The sequence below is a fragment of the Psychrobacter sp. 1Y11 genome (assembly GCF_052259045.1).
Classification (GTDB): Bacteria; Pseudomonadota; Gammaproteobacteria; order Pseudomonadales; family Moraxellaceae; genus Psychrobacter.
The window spans coordinates 166,096-187,689 of sequence record NZ_JBQQER010000003.1 but is presented as its reverse complement, the minus strand read 5'-3'; the positions used below and the strand labels follow the sequence as shown (position 1 = coordinate 187,689).

23 protein-coding genes and 1 tRNA gene are annotated in these 21,594 nt (G+C 43.7%); 9 read left to right on the top strand and 15 right to left on the bottom strand.

Annotated elements, in window-relative coordinates; all coding sequences use genetic code 11:
- Positions 1-4 precede the first annotated feature (4 nt).
- Entirely contained in the window at positions 5-913 is a 909-nt protein-coding gene (locus tag ACTXGJ_RS03945) for a hydrogen peroxide-inducible genes activator (RefSeq protein ID WP_443565189.1), read from the bottom strand.
- A 387-nt stretch (positions 914-1,300) separates the two neighbouring features.
- Between ACTXGJ_RS03945 and ahpC the strand changes: the two genes are divergently transcribed.
- On the top strand, positions 1,301-1,867 hold the full coding sequence (ahpC, locus tag ACTXGJ_RS03940; RefSeq protein ID WP_439241697.1) for an alkyl hydroperoxide reductase subunit C: 567 nt from the start codon (positions 1,301-1,303) through the stop codon (positions 1,865-1,867).
- Between the two features lie 153 nt (positions 1,868-2,020).
- Here ahpC and ACTXGJ_RS03935 read toward each other — a convergent pair whose 3' ends face one another.
- Entirely contained in the window at positions 2,021-2,269 is a 249-nt protein-coding gene (locus tag ACTXGJ_RS03935; protein WP_439241695.1) for a YdcH family protein, read from the bottom strand.
- Positions 2,270-2,727: 458 nt separating this feature from the next.
- Here ACTXGJ_RS03935 and ahpF point away from each other — a divergent pair, with 458 nt between their 5' ends.
- Complete coding sequence (ahpF, locus tag ACTXGJ_RS03930; protein ID WP_443565188.1) at positions 2,728-4,314, top strand: alkyl hydroperoxide reductase subunit F; 1,587 nt, start codon at positions 2,728-2,730, stop codon at positions 4,312-4,314.
- Between the two features lie 85 nt (positions 4,315-4,399).
- Here ahpF and ACTXGJ_RS03925 read toward each other — a convergent pair whose 3' ends face one another.
- The 5 genes from ACTXGJ_RS03925 to ACTXGJ_RS03905 all read right to left on the bottom strand — a co-directional run bounded on the left by ACTXGJ_RS03925 (position 4,400) and on the right by ACTXGJ_RS03905 (position 8,546).
- A complete protein-coding gene (locus tag ACTXGJ_RS03925; protein ID WP_443565187.1) occupies positions 4,400-5,260 on the bottom strand; it encodes a bile acid:sodium symporter family protein in 861 nt (286 codons plus the stop codon).
- Between the two features lie 301 nt (positions 5,261-5,561).
- Entirely contained in the window at positions 5,562-5,894 is a 333-nt protein-coding gene (locus tag ACTXGJ_RS03920) for a protein tyrosine phosphatase family protein (protein WP_443565186.1), read from the bottom strand.
- A gap of 104 nt (positions 5,895-5,998) precedes the next feature.
- Positions 5,999-6,325 (bottom strand): protein tyrosine phosphatase family protein, encoded by a 327-nt coding sequence (locus ACTXGJ_RS03915; protein WP_443565185.1) that lies wholly within the window; start codon positions 6,323-6,325, stop codon positions 5,999-6,001.
- A 142-nt stretch (positions 6,326-6,467) separates the two neighbouring features.
- Entirely contained in the window at positions 6,468-8,177 is a 1,710-nt protein-coding gene (locus ACTXGJ_RS03910) for a SulP family inorganic anion transporter (protein ID WP_439241685.1), read from the bottom strand.
- Positions 8,178-8,264: 87 nt separating this feature from the next.
- Entirely contained in the window at positions 8,265-8,546 is a 282-nt protein-coding gene (locus ACTXGJ_RS03905) for an ArsR/SmtB family transcription factor (protein WP_439257395.1), read from the bottom strand.
- Positions 8,547-8,938: 392 nt separating this feature from the next.
- Here ACTXGJ_RS03905 and ACTXGJ_RS03900 point away from each other — a divergent pair, with 392 nt between their 5' ends.
- From ACTXGJ_RS03900 to trxC, 3 genes are all read left to right on the top strand, one after another.
- Positions 8,939-9,808 (top strand): MBL fold metallo-hydrolase, encoded by an 870-nt coding sequence (locus tag ACTXGJ_RS03900; protein ID WP_439241681.1) that lies wholly within the window; start codon positions 8,939-8,941, stop codon positions 9,806-9,808.
- A gap of 45 nt (positions 9,809-9,853) precedes the next feature.
- Positions 9,854-10,474: a class I SAM-dependent methyltransferase gene (locus ACTXGJ_RS03895; protein WP_443565184.1), complete on the top strand. Its 621-nt coding sequence runs from the start codon at positions 9,854-9,856 to the stop codon at positions 10,472-10,474.
- Between the two features lie 104 nt (positions 10,475-10,578).
- The gene (trxC, locus tag ACTXGJ_RS03890; protein WP_443565183.1) at positions 10,579-11,013 is read left to right on the top strand and encodes a thioredoxin TrxC; all 435 of its coding nucleotides are present in this window, start codon (positions 10,579-10,581) and stop codon (positions 11,011-11,013) included.
- 123 nt (positions 11,014-11,136) lie between these two features.
- Here the strand turns inward: trxC and ACTXGJ_RS03885 are convergent, their stop codons facing one another.
- The 4 genes from ACTXGJ_RS03885 to ACTXGJ_RS03870 all read right to left on the bottom strand — a co-directional run bounded on the left by ACTXGJ_RS03885 (position 11,137) and on the right by ACTXGJ_RS03870 (position 13,408).
- On the bottom strand, positions 11,137-11,538 hold the full coding sequence (locus ACTXGJ_RS03885; RefSeq protein ID WP_439241675.1) for a hypothetical protein: 402 nt from the start codon (positions 11,536-11,538) through the stop codon (positions 11,137-11,139).
- 84 nt (positions 11,539-11,622) lie between these two features.
- A complete protein-coding gene (locus tag ACTXGJ_RS03880) occupies positions 11,623-11,982 on the bottom strand; it encodes a SirB2 family protein (protein ID WP_443565182.1) in 360 nt (119 codons plus the stop codon).
- A 70-nt stretch (positions 11,983-12,052) separates the two neighbouring features.
- Positions 12,053-12,382 carry a BolA family protein gene (locus ACTXGJ_RS03875; protein ID WP_443565181.1) on the bottom strand — a complete coding sequence of 110 codons (330 nt, stop codon included), beginning with the start codon at positions 12,380-12,382 and terminating at the stop codon, positions 12,053-12,055.
- A gap of 213 nt (positions 12,383-12,595) precedes the next feature.
- Complete coding sequence (locus tag ACTXGJ_RS03870; protein WP_439241669.1) at positions 12,596-13,408, bottom strand: M48 family metallopeptidase; 813 nt, start codon at positions 13,406-13,408, stop codon at positions 12,596-12,598.
- A gap of 420 nt (positions 13,409-13,828) precedes the next feature.
- Between ACTXGJ_RS03870 and ACTXGJ_RS03865 the strand changes: the two genes are divergently transcribed.
- Positions 13,829-13,903: transfer RNA gene (locus ACTXGJ_RS03865), tRNA-Gly, on the top strand.
- A 124-nt stretch (positions 13,904-14,027) separates the two neighbouring features.
- Here ACTXGJ_RS03865 and ACTXGJ_RS03860 read toward each other — a convergent pair.
- Positions 14,028-15,563 carry a class I SAM-dependent methyltransferase gene (locus tag ACTXGJ_RS03860; protein WP_439241667.1) on the bottom strand — a complete coding sequence of 512 codons (1,536 nt, stop codon included), beginning with the start codon at positions 15,561-15,563 and terminating at the stop codon, positions 14,028-14,030.
- Between the two features lie 338 nt (positions 15,564-15,901).
- Between ACTXGJ_RS03860 and ACTXGJ_RS03855 the strand changes: the two genes are divergently transcribed.
- Entirely contained in the window at positions 15,902-16,693 is a 792-nt protein-coding gene (locus tag ACTXGJ_RS03855; RefSeq protein ID WP_443565180.1) for a glucose 1-dehydrogenase, read from the top strand.
- Positions 16,694-16,875: 182 nt separating this feature from the next.
- On the opposite strand, the gene ACTXGJ_RS03850 is transcribed toward ACTXGJ_RS03855, so the two are convergent.
- The 3 genes from ACTXGJ_RS03850 to nadR form a co-directional block, all read right to left on the bottom strand.
- Positions 16,876-17,343 carry an Mpo1 family 2-hydroxy fatty acid dioxygenase gene (locus tag ACTXGJ_RS03850; RefSeq protein ID WP_443565179.1) on the bottom strand — a complete coding sequence of 156 codons (468 nt, stop codon included), beginning with the start codon at positions 17,341-17,343 and terminating at the stop codon, positions 16,876-16,878.
- Between the two features lie 219 nt (positions 17,344-17,562).
- Entirely contained in the window at positions 17,563-18,315 is a 753-nt protein-coding gene (pnuC, locus tag ACTXGJ_RS03845; protein ID WP_439241661.1) for a nicotinamide riboside transporter PnuC, read from the bottom strand.
- A gap of 94 nt (positions 18,316-18,409) precedes the next feature.
- Positions 18,410-19,456: a multifunctional transcriptional regulator/nicotinamide-nucleotide adenylyltransferase/ribosylnicotinamide kinase NadR gene (gene nadR, locus ACTXGJ_RS03840; protein ID WP_443565178.1), complete on the bottom strand. Its 1,047-nt coding sequence runs from the start codon at positions 19,454-19,456 to the stop codon at positions 18,410-18,412.
- 386 nt (positions 19,457-19,842) lie between these two features.
- On the opposite strand from nadR, the gene ACTXGJ_RS03835 reads away from it, so the two are divergent.
- Positions 19,843-20,055: a PspC domain-containing protein gene (locus ACTXGJ_RS03835; protein ID WP_439241657.1), complete on the top strand. Its 213-nt coding sequence runs from the start codon at positions 19,843-19,845 to the stop codon at positions 20,053-20,055.
- 466 nt (positions 20,056-20,521) lie between these two features.
- Entirely contained in the window at positions 20,522-21,589 is a 1,068-nt protein-coding gene (glyQ, locus tag ACTXGJ_RS03830; RefSeq protein WP_439241655.1) for a glycine--tRNA ligase subunit alpha, read from the top strand.
- Positions 21,590-21,594: the final 5 nt, after the last annotated feature.

The following is a 21,594-nucleotide window of genomic DNA, read 5'->3' as shown; positions in this document are numbered from 1 at the left end:
TTCTCTAGCCCTTATCAGCCGACTCTTCTAACGCTTGTTTAAACACACTGCCCAACAAATTCACATCATCGACACGGGCATAATTTAGGCGAGTGACAAAGGCGATATGACGATGCGGACCTGCTTCGCTTAATGGAACAGCGACCGCATTTTGGTTGTGCAGATGCAGCTGATCTAGCGCCATCTCGGGGACTAGTGTTGTGCCCATATTAGCTAGCGCCATCTGAATAAGCGTGTTCAAGCTGGCATCAGAAAAGCTCGATTTCATCTGTTCACGATCGAAATGACAGACGGATAAAGTTTGGTCGGTTAGGCAGTGTCCTTCGCCCAATAGCATCAGATTAGCGGTCGCTAGCTCATCAGAATTAATGCTATCAAGCTTGGCATGTACATCGTCTTTGGGGAATACGGCAAAAAAATCTTCCGACCAAAATTCAAAACTATGTAAACCATCGACCGCATAAGGCAGCGCAATAATAGCGGTATCGATATGACCGTAGCGCACTTGTTCGAGTAAGCGCTCGGTCTGCTGCTCGACTATGGTCATGCGAAATTCAGGGTGGTGTGCTCGAAGCGCGGGCAAGACCTTAGGCAGCAAGTACGGCGCGATAGTCGGAATGATACCAACCGTCATCGGGTAAGCCAGCGGCGCTTGATGGCTATGAGCGCGAGTCGTGAGATCATTGACCTCAGAAAATATACGCTGTGCGCGTGTCAAGATATCTTGGCCAATAGGGGTGATCAGCACTTGCTTGTTATTGCGCTCAAAAATCTGTGTATCGAGTTGCTTTTCTAGCTCCGCTATACCTAAGCTCAAAGCTGATTGCGAGATATTGCAATCTTCAGCGGCGCGTTTGAAGTGACGATGCTTGGCAACGGCCAAGGCAAATTCGAGTTGACGTAAAGTAATCATAGAAGCTCTCTAATGCAATTTAGAAGTTTTGTAAAAGTATTGGTTTTATCTTATCGCTCGCAAATCGATAGAGATAGGCGCTTTACGTATTATTATTTAATGAGTAATAGCGATAGAATAGTTTAACAAGATTAATAAAACAAAACATCAAATTAAAAACTTTTAACTGGATTAACCATAGAATTCGCGTATAGTTTGTCTTGTAACCCAGATAGGTAAAGCCTATAGCAAGATTTATTGCACCATCAAGAACGGCAATTAATCGCAGTTAGCGTGGTAGGCAATATTAATGTAGACAGCTTCATTATTTTAGCTACTTTATAGTAACCTATCGATTTAATCATTATTATTTTTATAACCACAAACTTAACAAAAAAGGAGCCACTCATGGCCGCTATTATTAATCAAGAAATCCCAGAGTTTTCAACCGAAGCATATGTAAACGGTGAATTTAAAACCATCACTTCAGAAGACGTCAAAGGCAACTGGGCGATCTTTATGTTCTACCCACATGACTTTACGTTTGTTTGCCCAACTGAGCTTGAAGATATGGCAAACCATTACGAAGAGCTAAAAGGCCTTGGCGTAGAAGTATATTCAGTATCGACTGACACTCATTTCGTACACAAAGCTTGGCACGATTCTTCAGAAGCCATTGGCAAAGTACAATATCCAATGCTAGGTGATGGTACAGGTAAAATCACTCGCGGTTTCAACATCATGATCGAAGAAGACAACGCCGCTCTTCGTGGTACTTTCTTAGTGGATCCAGATGGTCTTATCAAAGTCGCTGAGATTCATGACCTTGGTATCGGTCGTAGCGCAAAAGACATGGTACGTAAAGTAAAAGCAGCTCAGTACGTTCGTGACAACGACGGCGAAGTATGCCCAGCCGCTTGGGAGCAAGGTCAAGCAACTCTAAAACCAAGCCTTGATTTAGTTGGTAAAATCTAAGTCATTGCTTGTTTAAAAGTAGCTGATTAGCTATTTAAAATAGTAAGCTACAAATAGTAAAGCCCTCATCAGCATTGTTTGATGAGGGCTTTTTTATCATTATCTACTGTTCTTTATGTCTACATAAAAATCAATATTGGTTTTGAGTCATGATTAGGCATGTGACTGTAATTTGTTCTTATCAATGATTCTATAAATCTCATCTTTAAGCTGTAGCTTTCGTCGTTTCATCTGTTCGATCTCATCGTCCCAGCTCGCTTGTGTGACGCGGTCTTTTTCTAGCCTATTAATTTGCTCATCAAGCTGAGTGTGTTCATCAAATATCACCGCGAAGTGGCTGTCTTTTTGTCTAAGCTCGTCAACAATCTCTCTATTATCTTGCAGGGTATCAGTCTTTCTCATGTTTTCATCCTTGTTAGTAAGCGTAAGGTCGTCATGAACGACTAGCGACGCATAGTGATTAAAACTATTAATGAATTTAAGACTCTAAAGCGCTAAGAGTTACGGTTATAAAAGCCTTTTATTTACCAGAGTAATTGCTCTTAAAACCAGTTGTTTTTCTTACCACTTCTCTCGATTGTAGCGAAATAAAAGGCTAGGTTCTAGGGTGTTTTATTAATAATAGGTTTAAATTACTAGATTATATTGATTTTATGATTTGTTTTATAAAACGTATAGTTTGGATTTATCCGCTTGTTCATAGCTCTGAAACGTCCGATAATAGCTCTATCAAAAGTTGGTAGCCTAAGGGCCACAGCGTATTAGCGAGCTAAAATTAAAGCTACATTAAGCCCGATACTCTAACTTAAACCGAATTTACTCTCTTAGTATTTTTTGTATTATAAAAATAAGGATTGATTATGATTGACCAAAGTTTATTAGACGCAGTAAAAAGCTATAGCGAAAACATGACTCGTCCTATTAGTTTCGTATTAGGGTCAGGCGAGCACGAAAAACGTAGCGAGCTAGTCAACTTTTTAACAAAGATTGCTGGAACGACAGATAAGATTAATTTTGAGCTGGACCAAGCGGACTATGTTGACAGCAGCTTACCAAGCCCAATCAGCTTTGCTGTGCGTAGCCATATCGATAACGAAGTCGTTGATAACGGTATTGTTTTTAGTGGTATTCCAGGCGGTCACGAATTTACTTCGCTTATCTTAGCTATTTTGCAGGCTGGCGGTCATACGCTCAAGCTCGATGAAGGCATCCAAAAATTAGTGAAGCGCTTTAATAAACCGCTTCAGTTTCAGACTTATGTGTCGTTATCTTGCCACAGCTGCCCAGAAGTGGTACAAGCCTTGAACCAGTTCGCCATACTGAACGACGATATCAGTAACGAGATGATCGATGGTGCGCTGTTCCAAGAACAAGTCGAAGCCAATAATATTCAGGGCGTGCCGGCTGTATTCTTAAACGGTAAGCCTTTTGCTAATGGTCTTATCGATACGGCTAAACTGATCGAAAAGTTACAAGAGCAGTTCCCTGATCTGTTAGCGGAAGGCGATGATGACGCAGAACAACTAGAGCAGCAAGATGTCACTATTATAGGTGCCGGTCCTGCTGGAGTGGCAGCGGCGATTTATACCGCGCGTAAGGGTCTAAAAGTGACCATGGTTGCCGATCGTATTGGTGGTCAAGTCAAAGATACACAGGATATCGAAAACTTAATCTCGGTACCTTTGACCACAGGTACTCATCTATCAGCGGACTTTGAAAAGCATCTGCAAGAGTATAATATCACCCTTAAGCAGCATGTGACGGTCAAAGAGATTGATGAGACTAAGGAAGAAAACTACAGTATCCATCTCAATACTGGCGAGCAGTTTGAAACCCGTAGTATTATCCTTGCGACTGGTGCGCAGTGGCGTAAGCTTGGCGTCCCCGGCGAGGAAGAAAATATCGGTAAAGGCGTAGCTTACTGTGCGCACTGTGATGGTCCTTTCTTTAAAGATAAAGACATCTCAGTGATTGGTGGTGGTAACTCAGGTATCGAAGCGGCGCTTGATTTGGCCGGTATCGTCAAACACGTGACCGTTCTTGAATTTGCCGACGAATTAAAAGCCGATCAAGTGCTCATTAATAAAGCCAAAGAGAAATCAAATATCGAGTTCATCACTAGCGCGGCAACGCAAGAGATCAAAGCGACTGACGGTAAAGTAAGCTCTATCGTCTTTGAAGATCGCAGCACAGGTGAGACCCATGAGCGAGATTTGGCAGGGGTGTTTGTACAAATTGGCTTAGTACCGAACACGGAGTTTATCAAAGGCTTTGTCGATCTAAACCGTTTTGGCGAGATTGAAATCGATGAAAAATGCCGTACCGATCGCAAAGGTATTTTTGCTTGTGGTGATGTGACTACTGTGCCGTTTAAGCAGATTAATATTGCTATGGGCGAAGGGTCGAAAGCGGCGCTAAGTGCTTTTGAATATTTAGTAATGCAATAAGAGCTTTATTCATTAAGCCTCAAAAAGACCATCTCACATATGAGGTGGTCTTTTTTTATGGAAGGTCGCTCTAGTACGATTTAAGCTAGTTTTTATTGCGAATAACCGCAATCACTGGAAGAGCAACTAAATACATCAGCACGCCATAGACAGCAGCAGGTAGCGCGATAGCAGGTAGACCCGCTGCTGCTGCCATAATAATGGGCGCTAAAGTAATAGCGGTAGTGCTGTTTTGAATACTGGTCTCTATCGAGATGGTCTTAGTATCGAACCAATTCAGTTTGAAGGCTCTAGCTATTACCATACTTAGCACAAATAATATGATAATAATTGAGATAAGCTCGAAGCCGATTGCCGTCGCTTGTGATTTGAGTAACTCCCAGTTAGACGCTACTGCCGCTAGGACAACCAGCACAAATAAGAGGCTAGCTATAGCGTTTAGAATATTACTTTTACGCTCCATAAAGCCTGTGAATTTGCGGCGAGCGAGCATACCCAAAGTCACAGGCAGCGCCGTCAATAAAAACATTACTAGACCTATTTTTACCGCGCTAACCGTGCCTGCTTGGTCCTGCATAAAGTGATCAAATGCTAAAGTAATTAAGATAGGCAAAGTGATGACTGAGAGCAGACTGACGACACCGGTCAATGCGATAGAGAGCGCCACATTACCTTTGGCATAAAAGGTCAGCATGTTACTGGTCACACCACCTGGACAGAAGCTGATTAGCATAATGCCGAAGGCGATAGTTGGCGGCGGCATAGTGATTAAGACTACTGCTAAAGCCACTAACGGCACTAAGATAACTTGATTTACTAACCCGACAAAAAAGGCTTTGGGATGGGCGGCAATCACTTTAAAATCGCTTAATTTTAGTCCTGTACCCAAGGTGAACATAATATAGGCAAGCGCTAGAGGGAGTAGGGCTAAGGCGATACTATTCATAAAACAGTCCTTGTAAGATCACTTATCGTATGCGACTGAAGATAACACAAGCTAATGATATTTTACTAATACTATCCTTGTTTTATTAGTTGTTGAATTTTATAGCATGTATCAAATTTTATCTTAGGTACTATGAAAAGTGTGTGTGATCTTAAGTAGTCTTGCTTTGATTGTCTAATCTTTAATTACTTAAGGTTTATCAAACAATAAAATAGGTATCAAGTAATAAAAAACGCCCATTCAGATTTGAAAGGGCGTTTTGTTATCAGTAATAGAGTAAGGCTATCTTAATCATCAAACATTAGTCATCTAATAAATCCATCTGCTTAGCGGCTTCATAAATGCCTGTTGAGCGATTACCGGTACGGCAGAATATCAAGATCGGCTGCTCGGCTTGATTAAAGAAATCCGCGAATTCTTCGACGTGATTTTGATTGAGCTCATTACCGGCAAATAGCACTTCTTTATAAGCCAGTCCTGCCTCCTTTGCCGCGGCCTCGATATCAGCGTTGACGGGCTGGTTGGGTTCTTCGCCATCAGGACGATTGTTAATAATGGTCTTAAAGCCGTTTTCGGCGATCATTGGCACTTGGTCAGGGGTGATTTGACCGGTAATACTGATTTGATGGCTCATACGAGCTCCTTTTTTATTATTGATACAAAGGGTTTGGGAGGTGAAACATTCAATAAGTAGGGTAGGATGAAACGCTTTAGAATAAAAGATAAGCTATGTAAAGTTTATAGCAGACCTTGCATCAGGGCGCTTTGATATAAGAGTTTGGCGCGCGCGCCCGTTCCACAAAACATCAATATTGGTTTGGGGCAGGCGTGATAAAAGCTAGCGAATTGCTCAACCGTCATCTTACTTAGACGCTCATCATAGAATGGCAAATGCTGATAGGCCAAATTGGCTTGCTGACTAGCACTTGCCAAATCAAGGCTCGTCGGCTGTGTGATATGCTCATCATCAGGGCGAATATTGATGACTGAGCGATAGCCAAGCTCCGCAAGCTTCGCGCATTGCGATGGATATATTTGCTTATAAATTGTGAGGTTGTCAGTCATAAATTCAGTCGGTTATCTCAAGAAAGTTAAAAGGGTTTAAACGTGGTAAGTAACGGTTCATTGTAAAACGATATGCACTAGATACATAAGAGATAAGACTATAATAACAATAAAGTATCGTCATTACTAAAAAATTGAGTGGTTACAGATCTTTTAGAGCATTTACCGCCGCGTTGGTACTTAAAAACACTTGCCCTGATAGCTCCGTGATCAGCGGCGTATGCTCAATCTTATCCATCACCGGGCCTTTGATAAAGCTAAAATGCAAATGCTTACCATCGGCGGCAAGCTCTCTATTTAAGGTAATCAGCATCTCTTGCGCGGTGAGATCAATGTGATTGACCGCTGACATAATCAGGATGATCTCATGAGCGTCGCTATAGTCTTTGGTCGCTTGCAGAATGCGGCGATGAATAGAGTCAGTATTACCAAAGAACAAACTCTCATCGATACGTATCATTAACAGATGCTCATAAGTGACTACGCTATGGCGATGGATATTGCGGAAGTGCCCGGTCTCTGCCAGTTGACCGACAATAGCCACGTGTGGATGACTCGATTGCCAAATCAGGCTAGCAAAAGACACCATTAGACCGATGACTAGACCAGTATTGAGACCAAATATCAATACCCCTGCAAACGCAGCGATAAAGCTAGCGGCATCCAAGCGATCGCGCTGCCAAGCCGACTTCAAAGTTGCGATATCTATTAAACCGATGATAGAGGCCATGATGATTGCGCCAAGAATCGCGTAGGGTAGGGGCGCAAGTATATGACCAAAGAATATCAAAGCCGCGACCATGACTGCTACTGTGACGAAGCTTGCCAACTGCGTCTTAGCCCCTGAGTCGGCATTAATCGCTGTACGCGAAAAACCGCCAGCTACCGCAAAGCTCTGGAATAGACCGCCTGCAATATTCGCCAGTCCCAAGCCGGTCAGCTCGCGATTGGCATCGAAGCTCTCATCGCGCAGTCGGGCATAGGTACTAGCGACTGAACTACTAGAGACGAACACAATCAGCGCCATTAGTCCTGCGGTGGGTAGCAGGTTTGCCGCTTCGCGCAAGTCTGGCAGATGCGGTAGCGTCAAGCTGGGCAAGCCTTGTGGAATGCTACCGATAGTGGCGACGTTATGAGCGGACCAGTGGCTGACCACGCTGAGTAAAATAGCGATCATTAATAAAATAAGCGGAAACAGGCGCTCAGCCCACTTGGCATAAGCCGCCGATAGCCAAGAGCGCCAAAGCCATTTGCCGCCATAACGATTGGCGATTAGTAATAAAAAAGAGACGATACCGATAGCCAAGGTCAGCGGGTGCAGCTGCTGCGCGAACTGCTGTAAGCTGGACAAGTAACCTATCAAGCTATTACCAGTGACTGGGATAGCGGTGAGGTATTTGAGCTGACTGACAAAGATAAGTACGGCCGCGCCGCTGATGAAGCCTGCGGAGACCCCGCGACTGATAAACTGCATAATCCAGCCAAGCTTTAGCCCGCCTGCAAGCCATAATAACGCGCCTACCATTAGGGCAAGCAGGCTTGCCATCAGTACATATTGCTCAGCTCCTTGATCGCCATAAGTGCTCAAAGCACTAGCGGTCATAATCGCAGTGATCGCCACGGGGCCGACCGCTTGTACATTGCTCGAGCCGATCCACGCATAGACGATAACGGGCACAATAGCCGCGTACAAACCGTAAACAGGTGGTAGTCCTGCAAGCACCGCATAACCTAAGCTTTGCGGTATCACTAAGATACCGACTACTAGCCCAGCAATCACATCAGCAGGCAGAGCCGCCAACTGGTAGTGACGCAGCCAAGCCGGTATCAGACGAGTGGCAATAGAGGACATATCAGTACGTCTATCCTAATACAGTTTTGCTTGTTCAGTGGCAAATGAGAGCTATAAAGAGCTTAGAATTCATCAAGACTCTTAAAGCTATTTGACACAAAAGCGCTGATATAGCAGCTGCAACACTGCCAAGGCATCGTCGCTGGCGATGCTATAGTAAATCTGCTTACCTTCGCGGCGCGTCGCTACTAGCTCGTCTTTACGCAAGATGCCGAGCTGCTGCGATAGGCTCGGTTGACCGACACCGACTAAAGTCTCAAGCTCGCTTACGCAGTACTCGCCTTGGGTTAATTGACAAAGTAATAATAAGCGATCAGGATGCGATAGTGACTTGAGCAACTGGCTGGCTTGCTGTGAGGACTGTTGCATTTGCTTGGCTAAGTCAATAGCTGCCAAATCCTGCGTGGTGTCATCCCCTGTATGGGTCGATGACCTCTTATCTAAGGTAGAAGTAGTCAGAGTAATCTCCTTGGAATATCACGGTTATCTTATTGATATAAATTTTGGCCCTATTACTAGGGCACGCCCTAATAGTGGCTGGCAGTATTTGGCAATGACTAACCGCCTTCAAAGATTAATTATCAGTATTCTAACATTCAATAAGCTAAGACGCTTTATAATAAACTATATTATCATAAATTACATTATATAAATTTATAAATAGTAGTATAGATGTTATATTAGGGCTATAGAGTTAAGCGTTATAAAAACAATAAATTCTAAGCTTAGAATAACTGAATCATCAATAAAACGAGGTAAGCATGCAAGTACATTCTTTTTTACATCAGGATACCGAAACTTATACTCATATCTTAGCAGATAGCGATCAGCAGCTATGTGCGATTATCGACCCGGTATTGGACTTCGATGCCAAGTCGGGTAGGACGAGCACAGACAGTATCGATGAGGTGCTTGAGTTTGTGCGCGATAAGAGCTGGCAGCTGGTTTATATTATCGAAACTCATGCTCATGCCGATCATTTATCCGCAGCCATCCATGTCAAAGACGAGCTTGGCGGCCAGTTGGTCATCGGCAAATATATTACTGAAGTACAAAAGATATTTAAGCAAGTTTATAACTTCGATACCAGTTTTCGCACTGATGCCAGCCAATTCGATATCTTGACCGATGAAGATAGTGTTTTACAGTTGGGTGGTATCGAAATAAGCGTTCTACATGTACCAGGGCATACACCTGCAGATATGGCTTATGTGGCTACTGATAATGAAAAGAGCGTCGTGTTTGTCGGCGATACCATCTTTGCCCCAGACGTAGGCACGGCTCGTTGTGATTTCCCAGGCGGCGATGCCAAGACGCTCTACCGATCTATCCAAAAGCTCTTGTCTCTACCAGAAGATACGTTGATTTATCTGTGTCATGACTATCCTAGTCAAGGCCGCAAGCATTGTCCTAGTACCACCGTTGCTGCGCAAAAGCTAGGCAATATCCATGTCAAAGACGGGATCAATGAAGCGGAGTTTGTACAGATGCGTGAGCGCCGCGATGCGACCCTTGCCATGCCAAGACTGATTATTCCCTCAGTACAGGTCAATATTGATGCAGGGCAGTTGCCAAAGCCTGAGGCCAATGGCATTCGTTATCTAAAAGTGCCTATTAATGCGCTAGGCTAATCGCTAAAATGACAACTTGCCAAAGCTAAATTGAGGAAGAGCGTCATGAATATCTATCAGCAATATGTACTACCGAAGATGATCGATATGGCGTGCGGTACCGGACAAGTGATGAAAGCACGTACCAAAATTGTGCCGCAAGCGACAGGGGAGGTGCTAGAGATCGGCATAGGTAGCGGTCTTAATTTAGAGTTTTATGATGCCAGTCAAGTCAGCTCTATCATCGGTATTGACCCTGCCGCGCAAATGCAGGCATTAGCTTATAAACGGGCCGCGCAAATTGCTATTCCGATTGAGATCATCGCCGCTGATATATATGAGATTGATGCAGAAAGTGCGCGTTTCGATACCATCGTGATGACCTTTACCCTGTGCAGCATTGATGATTCGATACCGGCGTTAATAGAGATGGCAAGGGTACTCAAGCCTGAGGGGCGGCTACTGTTTTGTGAGCATGGTCTCGCACCAGAGGCGAGCGTAGAGCGTTGGCAGCGCCGTCTGACACCGCTATGGAAACCTATGGCGGGCGGCTGTCATTTAGACCGTGACATTGCTGCGCTGATTAAAACGGGTGGTTTTAGTATCGAGGAGTTGAGCGAAGAATACTTACCTGGGCCAAAACCTATGAGCTACGTTTATAGCGGCTCGGCTAAGAAAAAGCTATAGAAGATACTGCTTAAACAACTTAGAATAATAAATTGAGCTAAGTTTTTGCATTGGTAATATAAACAAATCAATGAAAACATAATAAATAAAGAAGGACTAATTTTATGAGTACTGAAAATCTGCATATCATCTGTCCCAACTGCCAAGCGACCAATCGTCTGCCAAGCGATCGTCTCAGTGCCGCGCCTAACTGCGGCAAATGTGGACAGTCTTTATTGACAGCAAGTCCGCAAGAGCTGACGGCGCAAACCGTAGCTAAGACGATTCAAAAGAACGATGTGCTTACTATCGTAGACTTCTGGGCCAGCTGGTGTCAGCCGTGCTTGATGATGGCGCCGCAATTTAAAGAGGCGGCTGATCAACTGCCGCAAGTGGTGTTTGCTAAACTGCAAACCGACAAGTACGAACAAGCAGCTGCCCCTTATAATATTCGTAGTCTACCGACGATGGTAGCTTTCCGAGGGGGTAAAGAGGTCGCTCGGCAATCAGGAGCGCTGCCTAGGGATCAAATCGTGCAGTGGGTGAAAAGCTTGCAGTAATAAGGTTCATAATTAGATGAATAACAATAAAAAAGCCAATACGTTGATAGCGTATTGGCTTTTTAGCTTTAAAGCTCATTATGAAAGTAAAGCAGCTTTAGGGTTTTTTAATAAGTACTAGTACTACTCACCATAGATCTTAATACCATTCGCGAAGCTACAGCGTTTTATACGCGCGGTTTGAATGATAGCGTCCGCTTCGCCGTATAGACGCGATAGCTTGGCATCACGCGCTTTATTATCGTTACTTCTACCAACGCCAAAGCTGATATTAGGTGAGATACCCCAGCGTCCTGCAGAGACGCCAACGCCTACTCCTGAGGCAGATAAAGTCGACTGCTGCTTTTGCGTAGCGTTAACGTAGCGCTCAACGCGATTGTACTCTTGGCTCAGCGCTTGACAGTCGTAGCTTTGATAAGTGCTTGGCGGTACATATTGCGGGGTTAGGTTGCCACTGGTTGCACAGCCTGAAAGAGCAAAGATGCCAGCGGTTGCAAGTATAGCCGTTGCGGTAAAGGTTTTCATAAAAACTCCGTTGAACCAGTAGGAGGTATTTAAGATAGCAAATATAAAGCGTCTATGATATTAAAAATAGCGCACTCACTGATATTAAAACAAATTACTGGGTTTTGCGTAAGCTAAGATAACAATACCTATATAAGCGACACCGGCGATAAGAATACCGATTTTACTTTGACTTGGTGCAGCATTGACGTTGAAAGCTTTGACGCTAGCGCTGATCGCCGCGACTAACAATATAATTTTGGCAAATACCCACTGTACAGGCGCGTTAACACTCATCAGCTGCATCAGCATCCAAGCACCTGAGAGTATCACTAAGGCATATAAAATATGGTTGGCAATCTTCACCGGACGCGGGGCGCGACGATTAGCGCTTAACACCAAAAAGCTCTGGTATATAAATAGCCCGATTAGTATAAATACCAGTAGCGTATGCAGATGTTTCATTTAATCCTATTCCTTGTAGAGTAACGCTCAGCACTAGTCAGTCTAAGCTCATTTATCACAGTGATAGCGTCTATTTATTTTGTCCTGCACACAGGGGACTCTCAGGGCTTTGGGTTTGCTGTTGCCACTCAGTAGGAGTATAAGCGTGAATCGCTAGCGCATGCACAGTGCCGCCTTGAGAGGTCAGTAGCGGATCTACTAGCTGATAGACGAGCTGATGACGCGTCACTAAACGCTTAGCTGTAAAGGCCTCACTAACTACCGTTAGCTTGAAGTGGCTTTCTTTACCCTCAAAGTAGCCGGCGTGATTCATAGATTCATTGATCAAGTCCAGATATTGCGGCTGTAAATCCTGCAAAACTTCTTTAAGCTCGATAGCAGTAGGTCCGGTAGTGGTCATAACAGTCCTTCAACAGTCAGTAATGTATAGACTTGATAAGTGGATAACAAAAAACAGAGAAAGCTATTATAACAGAGCGAAGCTAGCAAGTGCTAAACGCTGTCGTTGTCAGAGCCTTAGGATGCTTATCTTTATCACAAAAAACATTCGCCATAAAAAACAGGGCATGAATATATATCCAAACCCTGTTATTGAGGCTATTAATATTAGTAATTAGCGGCGCGCTTTTTGATACAGTGGCATCACTTTAGGCATTAACGCTTGCATCTGCGAGATTCGTGTACCACTAGTCGGGTGAGTGCTTAAGAACTGAGGTGGCTCGCCTTGGCTAGCGCGTTGCATCTTCTGCCATAGCGTAATAGCGGCTTGCGGGTTGTAGCCGGCACGTGCCATTAGCTCAAGCCCAATCTGATCCGCCTCAGACTCTTGGGTGCGGCTATGCGGACGGCTCAAACCTAGATCACCTGCGAGACCAGCTAGCTGTGCTTGACCTTGCGAAAGACCGAAGACACTGGCAGCAAGTCCGATACCTGTCTGCGTGGCATATTCCCGCGAGATACGTTCGCGCGAGTGCTCACGCAGCGCGTGCGATATCTCATGCCCCATAATGGCAGCAATCTCATCATCGGTTAAGTTGAGACGATCGATAATGCCAGAATAGAATAGGATTTTCCCACCTGGTAACACTGAAGCATTGAGCTGTTCTGACTTAATAGTATGAACCTCCCAGTTCCACTGAGCAGCGTCAGGACGATAAACACTCACTTGACCTACTAAACGATTGGCAATTCTTTTTAGACGTTGAAGTTGCGCTGGATTGGTATCCAAAACTCTCTCTTGACGCGCTTTTTGCAGCACTTGATTATAGCTTTTAGCAGAAAGTTGCAGAACCTCTTCATCAGATACTAATAACAACTGCTGACGATCGACGCCAACAGCGCCTGTACTAGTGGTACTCGTGCAACCGACAAGCCCAAGTGTTGATAATGAAACCGCCATCAGTGACGTAGTAAGCAATTTTTTCATGGTAAACATCCTCGCTGTTAATAATTAATACTAATGATTAAAATCAAAATAAAACAAATATAAAGCCAAGCATATCTAGTCTAAGATATGCAATAGTATAATAAGCCTACCGTAACAAGACCAGTGCAGTAAAAGTAACATTACTACGTGCAAATGTAAGTAAATCTCTAGCGTAAGCAATGTTTGACAGCAGAGCTTAAATTTATAAATTAAATCAAAGCCAAATCTCAATAGTACATGGTTCAATAAAAGCCAAATTATCAAATAGATAAACGAATACCTGATAGTTTTGCAGCGGCGAAAGCTATTAAATTGAGAAAAATTCAAAAAAATATATTGACACCGGCAGAATAGTTGCTAAAATAGCCAACCTATCGAGACGTAGTAATTAATATAAATTAATGATACGCTTTGATCTATGCGGGATTAGCTCAGTGGTAGAGCATAACCTTGCCAAGGTTGGGGTCGAGAGTTCGAATCTCTTATCCCGCTCCAAATATGGCTACTGTATCTTATAGATATTATCTATAAGATACATAGCAAAAACCCTCACTATTATATCGATAGTGAGGGTTTTTTTTGTCTGCATTTTTTGAGCGTTAATCATTGAGGTTGAGCATTAAGTAACGATTTGCAAGCGCTTAGCGAGGGGTAGCGTGTTTTTTTCAAAGTCCTCAACCATACGATTTAACTCCGCAATATTATCTTTTTCTTCTCTTAGAGTGTTACCGTCTTTGAGCAGCAGCTGGCCGTTTTTTTTCAGCGCTTGCCAAGCATAATCAACCCATTGTTCCCGCGTGTTTTTACCTCGAGTGTAAGCGTGCAAGAATATCAAAGGGAAGCGGCTATAAGTCAGCGCACTACCAGTCAATGGACTTACTAAGGCGTTGAGCTCGGGACTCACTAGACTTTGCTGCATGACATAGGCATTAAGCTTATTGCAGCGCTCTCGCACCTTGTCGATGGTATCGTCATCTTGTAGCAACACGATAGCGCCTTGGCTGTATAAAATCGCCAAAGACTCAAACAGCCAACTTTGCTGAAAGTCATCTGGCAGTTGCTGCTGTAGCGACGCTACTTGGTGAATTTGATAGTCACTAAGTAAGGTGATGATCTGTTTATAAATATCCTCACGTAGGCTGATATTACCAGCCGCGCCATTCACTTCATATTTGATATCTTCGGCGCTACTGATCATCATAAAGCGTAATTGGTGCCACGTTTGTTCTAATTTGGCCGTAGACACTTTACGCGCGCCTTTTACCCAATAATCGCGCCGAAACTGCTTATTGTGCATATAGTCTTTGACGCTTTGGGCGAACATAGGGTCGTCTAAGCTTTCTATAAAGTTGAGCTGCTCGCTGTTATAGCTACTAGGCTTATAGTCTTCCAAAAAATTGGCAGAACAAGCAAAGCTAGTCTTAGTCGGAGACAACCAATCTGCCATCTCAGAAAAATACATCGGCTGCCAATCGCGGTTGAAGTACTCATGAGCTAAATAATTGGGGTTTTGCTGGCTGATATCGTCTAAGCGCTTGGGTATAGAAGGCACTTGTTGAACGAGCGGCTGACAAAGCGTCAATAGCTCTTGGGTGAACTTAATGGAAGCTTCGACACGTTTTCCCATTCCTTGTCCGCGGCTACCATGCATATGATCGTGCTCGGTGAGCATATGACGTATAGGAGAAGCGGCTGACCAACCTGGCAAAGTGTTATAGCTGATATAGAGGACGCCGCCAACCTTTAATTTGCGGCGAATAAAATCAGCGATAACTTCGCGGTTCTCGTTAGAGACCCAGGACCAGATCCCATGCAGGCCAATAAAATCAAAATCGGGCAAATCCTCACGGTTGCAGAATTCGCTAAAAGACTGATCAAACAGATGCGCGTTGCTTGTTGAGATATTAGAGAGCTCTTTGGCAAAGCTGGCTTGTGAGGGATTGAAGTCGGTGCCATACCATTCGACGTCTGAGGCTGCGGCATGAGCATTAATAGACATACCTTGACCAAAACCCAGCTCGCAAGCAGTCGTGAACTTAGGTGCATCTAGTCCCGCCATTAGAAAGGGGATTTTGACACTATTAGGGTTGAGCTCTGAATAATAGCCATAAGTATAGTTGATATCGCTGATATAGCCTTCTGACCAGTTTGCCATTTTACATCCTTGTTTCATCGGTGAGTTTATGGAACGCTTGAAAATCTCATGCTAGAGCGTGTTGAACGCGCCCTAATTATCATACTGCCACAAATACTAGGGTAAAAATTTAATATATCGCGTTTGCAGCATGCTAAAAGGCTGCGCTGTGACGTAATAAGGTTACAAAAAGTCAGTCAACTTGCCATATCTACTTGAGGTTAGCACAGCATAATGAATTGTGTAATCTTTAAGCGATACTTAAAGTATAAGTTTTAGACTAATAAAATTAAGATAATCGTCACTGCAAGTTTACCCAAGCCTAATAACAAATCATAATTAAAATAGGAGTATTTTTTATGCCAAAATTTAAAGATAAAACGTTTAACGAGCTATTTGACCTATCAGGCAAGATCGCTATCGTCACCGGCGGCGCTAACGGTATCGGTAAAGCAAGCGCCCTACGACTGGCGCAAGCGGGCGCTAACATTGTCATCGCTGATCTAAAAATAGACGATGCCAAAGCCGCTGCCCAAGAGATTGAAGGCTTTGGCGTTAAAGCCCTAGCGATCGAGTGTAATATCTTAAAAGATGATGACCTAAAAGCCATGGTAGAGCAAGCGGTCAGTGAGTTTGGCACGGTCAATATCTTGATTAATAACGCGGGCGGCGGTGGTGGCGGTAAAGAAAATCCATTTAAGATTTCGGTAGATGACTTTCGCCGCGATTTTGAGCTAAATGTCTTTAGTGGCTGGCGCTTATGTCAGTTATGCGTGCCGCATATGAAAAAATCAGGCTATGGTTCTATTGTCATTACCACATCAATGTCGAGTGTCAATAAAGATCCTAATATGAGTGGTTATGCTGCCTCCAAAGCAGCGGTCAACCATATGGTTGCGAACTTAGCACATGACTTCGGCCCTGAGGTGCGTATTAATGCGGTCGGGCCGGGAGCCACGCGTACCGATGCGCTAAAATCAGTGCTGACGCCCGAAATTGAAGAAAAAATGCTCTCACATACGCCAATTAAGCGCTTAGGTGAAGCGGACGATATCGCAGGCGCTATGCTCTATTTTGCTGCGCCAATCTCAGAGTGGGTCAGCGGTCAGACCTTGTTTGTCAATGGCGGCGGCGTGCAGACTCTGAGTTAAATAAATGACACTTTATCAGCTCCTATATTTAAAACTACAGTAGCTGATGTTAAGGCAAATAAAAGCGCGATCTTGCTAGCAAGATCGCGCTTTTTTGCTTATTTAGCCGTAATAAAATCTTTGCAAAGATGAGACGCTGGGCTAAAGCAAAAGCCGTAGCTTTGTATCTAAGATAGAACGCTCTAAGCCGTTTGCTTATTCTTACCACCCATTAAGCTATTGACCACCCAAGCTGGGCCAATTAATAAGAACTGTAAGTCTTCAAAGAAAGAGGGCTTTTTACCTTCGATCTTATGACCGACAAACTGGCCGATCCAAGCGACCATGAAGATGCTGGCCCAAACCTTAAAGCCGATAGGTAGCGCTGCCATTACTGATAAGCAAATCAGGATAAATATGCCCATCGCTAAAAATAATGGCGTTGACAGCTGCATATAAAACAGCAGTACTAAAGCGCTTAGTACTAAGGTAATCCAAACCGATAGCGACATACCCATGCCTAAGATACTAACAAAAATAGTCGGTACTGCCATCCAGTGGATCTTCTTATTGATTAAGTTTTGATGGCTGACTGCATATTCGCTAAGCCATTGCTCAAGCGAGCGTTTTGACATTTTTTGCTGCTTATGAGATTTAGAGTTAAGAGACATACTAACCTCCTTGTTGTTGTCTATAAAATACCGTTGGTTTATGAGGTAAAACGATAACCATACCCTTAGTTTTAGCATTATTTAGCGCGCGCTACCACTTTATCGAGTAAACCCTAGCGTCATAAGGAGATGCTTTAAGCGTTATCATCTCAAAACTATCGCAAAGTGATGCACCACTTTCTAGCTCCAACAAGCTTTAGTTTTGGATTTAAGTTGATCCTATTTACGTTGTACTTTCACTAAGTCTTGCTCGCTGCGATACCATTCATAAAGCCCGACAAAGGAGTTGACTTGATAGACCATGGTTTGAATCGCAAAGATGTAATTGCCCGTCATGAGATTCACCGTGAGCCATACGAAGTTGGAGATAATCCATAACCACCAGTTAAAGGAGTAGCGCAAAATCATCGCTGCTTGCGCGGTGATAGAAAGAATAAAGGCGATAACGTTAATCCAGAAAAAAGAGATCACGCCCAAAAATAAACTACTATCGTTTTCGACAACTGCATAACCGTAGCTTGCCAGTAGCCTGTTGACAGTAGGGAAGAGCGCTAGGCCAATGACCATAAAGGTAATGGTAATGAGCCAGACCCACTTGTTCGCTGATTTGGGTATCATGTTGCCGTCAGCGTCGGTATTCTTTGACCAATAAAATAGGCCATAAAGGTGAGTGAAAAAGTTAAACAAAGGCGCTAGCATCAGCCCGACTGAACCTGCTGTGCCTTGTACCACCACTTCACCGGCGGTTGCCGCCATACCAAAACCATTACCGGCGACGTTTTTGCGAAACGATAAAGACACCACGCAGATCAGACCAATAAAAGAGACGCCCAAATAAAACCAATCTAGAGTGCTATGCTCAGTGGTGAGCCAAAACCCTGTACTTAGCGCTATGACCCCTGAGATAAACCAGATAATAATCCATTGTAGCGACCACTTGCCAGTGATGTCGTCTAGTAACTGAATGCGCATAGGGTAGTTATCCTTTAAGTCTTGCGTTTATTGGAGTTGTGGGGTTATCGATGTCTAAGCGTTATGCATGATACTTGCTGCTATTTTATTTATTCTAAAATGTTTTGCCGTAGATATGCTTATCGATAAACTCAACGGCCTGTCGATAACGCGTGTCATAATCTGGCGCGTCGATAAGGTGCGGCTCGATATTATGTCGAGCAAAAATATCTAAAAGACGCTGCTCGAAGCGACCGCGAGCCTCTGCGCTACCGAGCGTGCGCATACCGTCATCGACCCAAGGCGTATTATTATCGAGCATCACCGTATAGTCTAAACGAAACTCGTTAATACAAGCGCCAACGAAAGGGTGAGTACGGCCTTCATACTCTTCACAAAAAGCTTGGGTAGTCACAAAGTCAGTATCGACGATAGTCACAGGTGCGGTCGCATTGATCTTAGCTTGGCGGATAGCCTCAGCATGATCGAGCGCGATAGGGCCATAATCGCTATATTGCAGGCCGATCTCACTACCGCCCAAATCGGTGCCGACATAAATTCTACCCATCTCTAAAGCAAAGCTAGCGCCGTAATAGTTAGCAAGCTTATGTACCAAAGTGGTCTTGCCTGAGCTCTCGCCGCCGACGATAGCGACAGTCTTGGTATAGTTGGCGCGCGCCTCTGGATGAATCGCGGCCCAATGCGCGATAGGGTTACTTGCGATGGTATGAGAGTCAAACTCTGGCTGTAGCGGTGTAGTTAATATGGGCATGTTGAGCTGGGATTTGACCTCGCTTTGCGCTATAGGGTGATTATCCGCGACGAATAACGCGGTATCGCTAGCAAGCTCTAACTCATTGACGATATGGGTGAGCTTGGCATTAGTTGTGGCTATATCGATAGCAACATCGGCAAAGCTATCATGAATAGGCAGCGCAATCTCTTGGCTAATATGCAGGTGAATAAAGGGCAAGTCAGCACAAGCTATCTGTAGCCAGCGTGCTTTATCTTTTAAGGTGATATCGAAATCTGGATGCGGCTCAGGATGCTTTGTGATGACAATATGCAGACTTTTTGCTTGCCCCGCTGCAGCCAAGATACTGCGCATCTGACCTAAATGTAGCGGCTGAAAATGCCCAATCATTAAACCCGTATCAATCATAATCTCTCCTGCATGACTCCGTTATGCAAACGGTGCTGTTTGTGCGTTAAATTAATAGCATGGTATAAAGCTTTGGACGTAGATACAGGTGAGTTATTGTAAAAGTTTAAAAAAACAACAGCGGGAGGAGGCAAGTCATTGAAATCAATAATGATTGTCAGGGGTAAGGGTCTTAGTAAACTGAGCGAAAAGAACCAGTAACATCGCTTCCCTTGAAACATTTTGAAATAACTATTTAAAATCAGGCAGTTACCACACTTTACGACAGGTTACGGCAACTTTGATTATCATAAAGTCACAAAGCACGCTTAAAGCATCAACAGATAAAGAGTAAATACTTGTTATACTTATTTATAAGTTAAATCGCTCGAGAAGGAGTACAAACTTTGAGTAAGTTAGTTAAGTTACACCGCTCGCAAAATAATAAAATGATCGCTGGAGTTATGGGTGGTATCGCTCAGTATTTAGGATGGTCACCAACTTGGGTAAGAGTATTATTTGTTATTATCTCTTCACTAAGTGCTGCAGTCCCAGGGATTTTGATTTACATCATATTGTGGATCGTTATGCCAAAAGCAAATAGCCAGTCCTACCAGTAGTCAGCGGTGATAAATGAAGTATTAAATTTAAAATAATTTGTAAAGCTTAAATACATAATAATAAAAACAGTTTCTAGAAATAGTAGCTTATAAAAAACAAAAAGCCTGACGCAACAGGATACCGGTATCACACTTTTCCTCCTGCCCGAATGTTTACGCATTTGGGTATTTTTTTTGTTTTGTAGCGTCTGCTGAGGTATGAGCTTATTCTTTTTGGTCAAATATAGACAGCTTTGGCTCTGCATGCGCTAAATCTAGTCAGTATAAATATCTTTGTAAATATAGTTACTATAAATCAAATACTATAAATCAAATACTATAAATATAGTTACTGTATATATGGATAAAATGGCCATTTTTTAGTAAGGTAAGCAAGTTAATAGAGACGTAGCCCAACAAGCTAGCAGAGCTTAACTATTTTTAGTTAAGCTCGCTCTAATCCTACTTATTTCATAGTGATTTTTTTATGACCTCCCAAGATAGTACTTCTAATAATGAAAATTCCCCTAAAGACTCTAAACCTTTGAGCTTTCAAGATTTGATCTTAACCCTACAAAACTATTGGGCATCTAAAGGCTGCGTGGTATTGCAGCCTTATGATATGGAAGTCGGAGCAGGGACGTTTCATACCGCGACTTTTTTGCGCTCGTTAGGGCCTGAGCGCTGGAACGCCGCGTACGTACAGCCTTCACGTCGTCCAACCGATGGACGCTATGGCGATAACCCAAACCGTTTGCAGCATTATTATCAGTTTCAAGTGGTGCTCAAGCCCAATCCGCCCAATATCCAAGAGCTGTATTTGGACTCATTAAAGGCCATCGGTATCGATCCTTTAGTACACGATATTCGCTTTGTTGAAGATAACTGGGAGTCGCCTACTCTTGGTGCGTGGGGTTTAGGTTGGGAGATTTGGCTCAACGGTATGGAAGTCACTCAGTTTACCTACTTCCAGCAAGTTGGCGGTATCGAGTGCTTCCCAGTCACCGGCGAGATTACCTACGGGCTTGAGCGCCTAGCGATGTATGTGCAAGGCGTCGATAGCGTCTATGATTTGGTTTGGGCAGATGGTGAGTTTGGCCGCGTGACTTATGGCGATGTGTTTCATCAAAATGAGGTGGAGCAGTCGACTTATAACTTTGAGCATGCTGATGTGCCGAAGATGGGCGAGCTGTTTGATTTTTATGAAGCGCAAGCGGACAAACTGGTGGCTGCAGGCTTGCCATTGCCTGCTTATGAGATGGTGCTAAAAGCTTCGCATGCTTTTAACTTACTCGATGCACGCGGCGCGATTTCGGTCACTGAGCGTCAGCGCTTTATTTTGCGCGTACGTACGCTGGCGCGCAAGGTCGCTTTTGGTTATGTCGAAGCACGCGCTAAGTTAGGTTTCCCATTAGCAGACGCGGAGCACCGTCAAGCCGCTATTGATAAGTATTTGCCAAAAGAAGACATGGCAGTGGCTACTGAAAACTCTGCTGAAAATCAGCCTACCAGTACTAATAACAATGACAGTACTAATACTGACGCTAATAAATAGGAGCA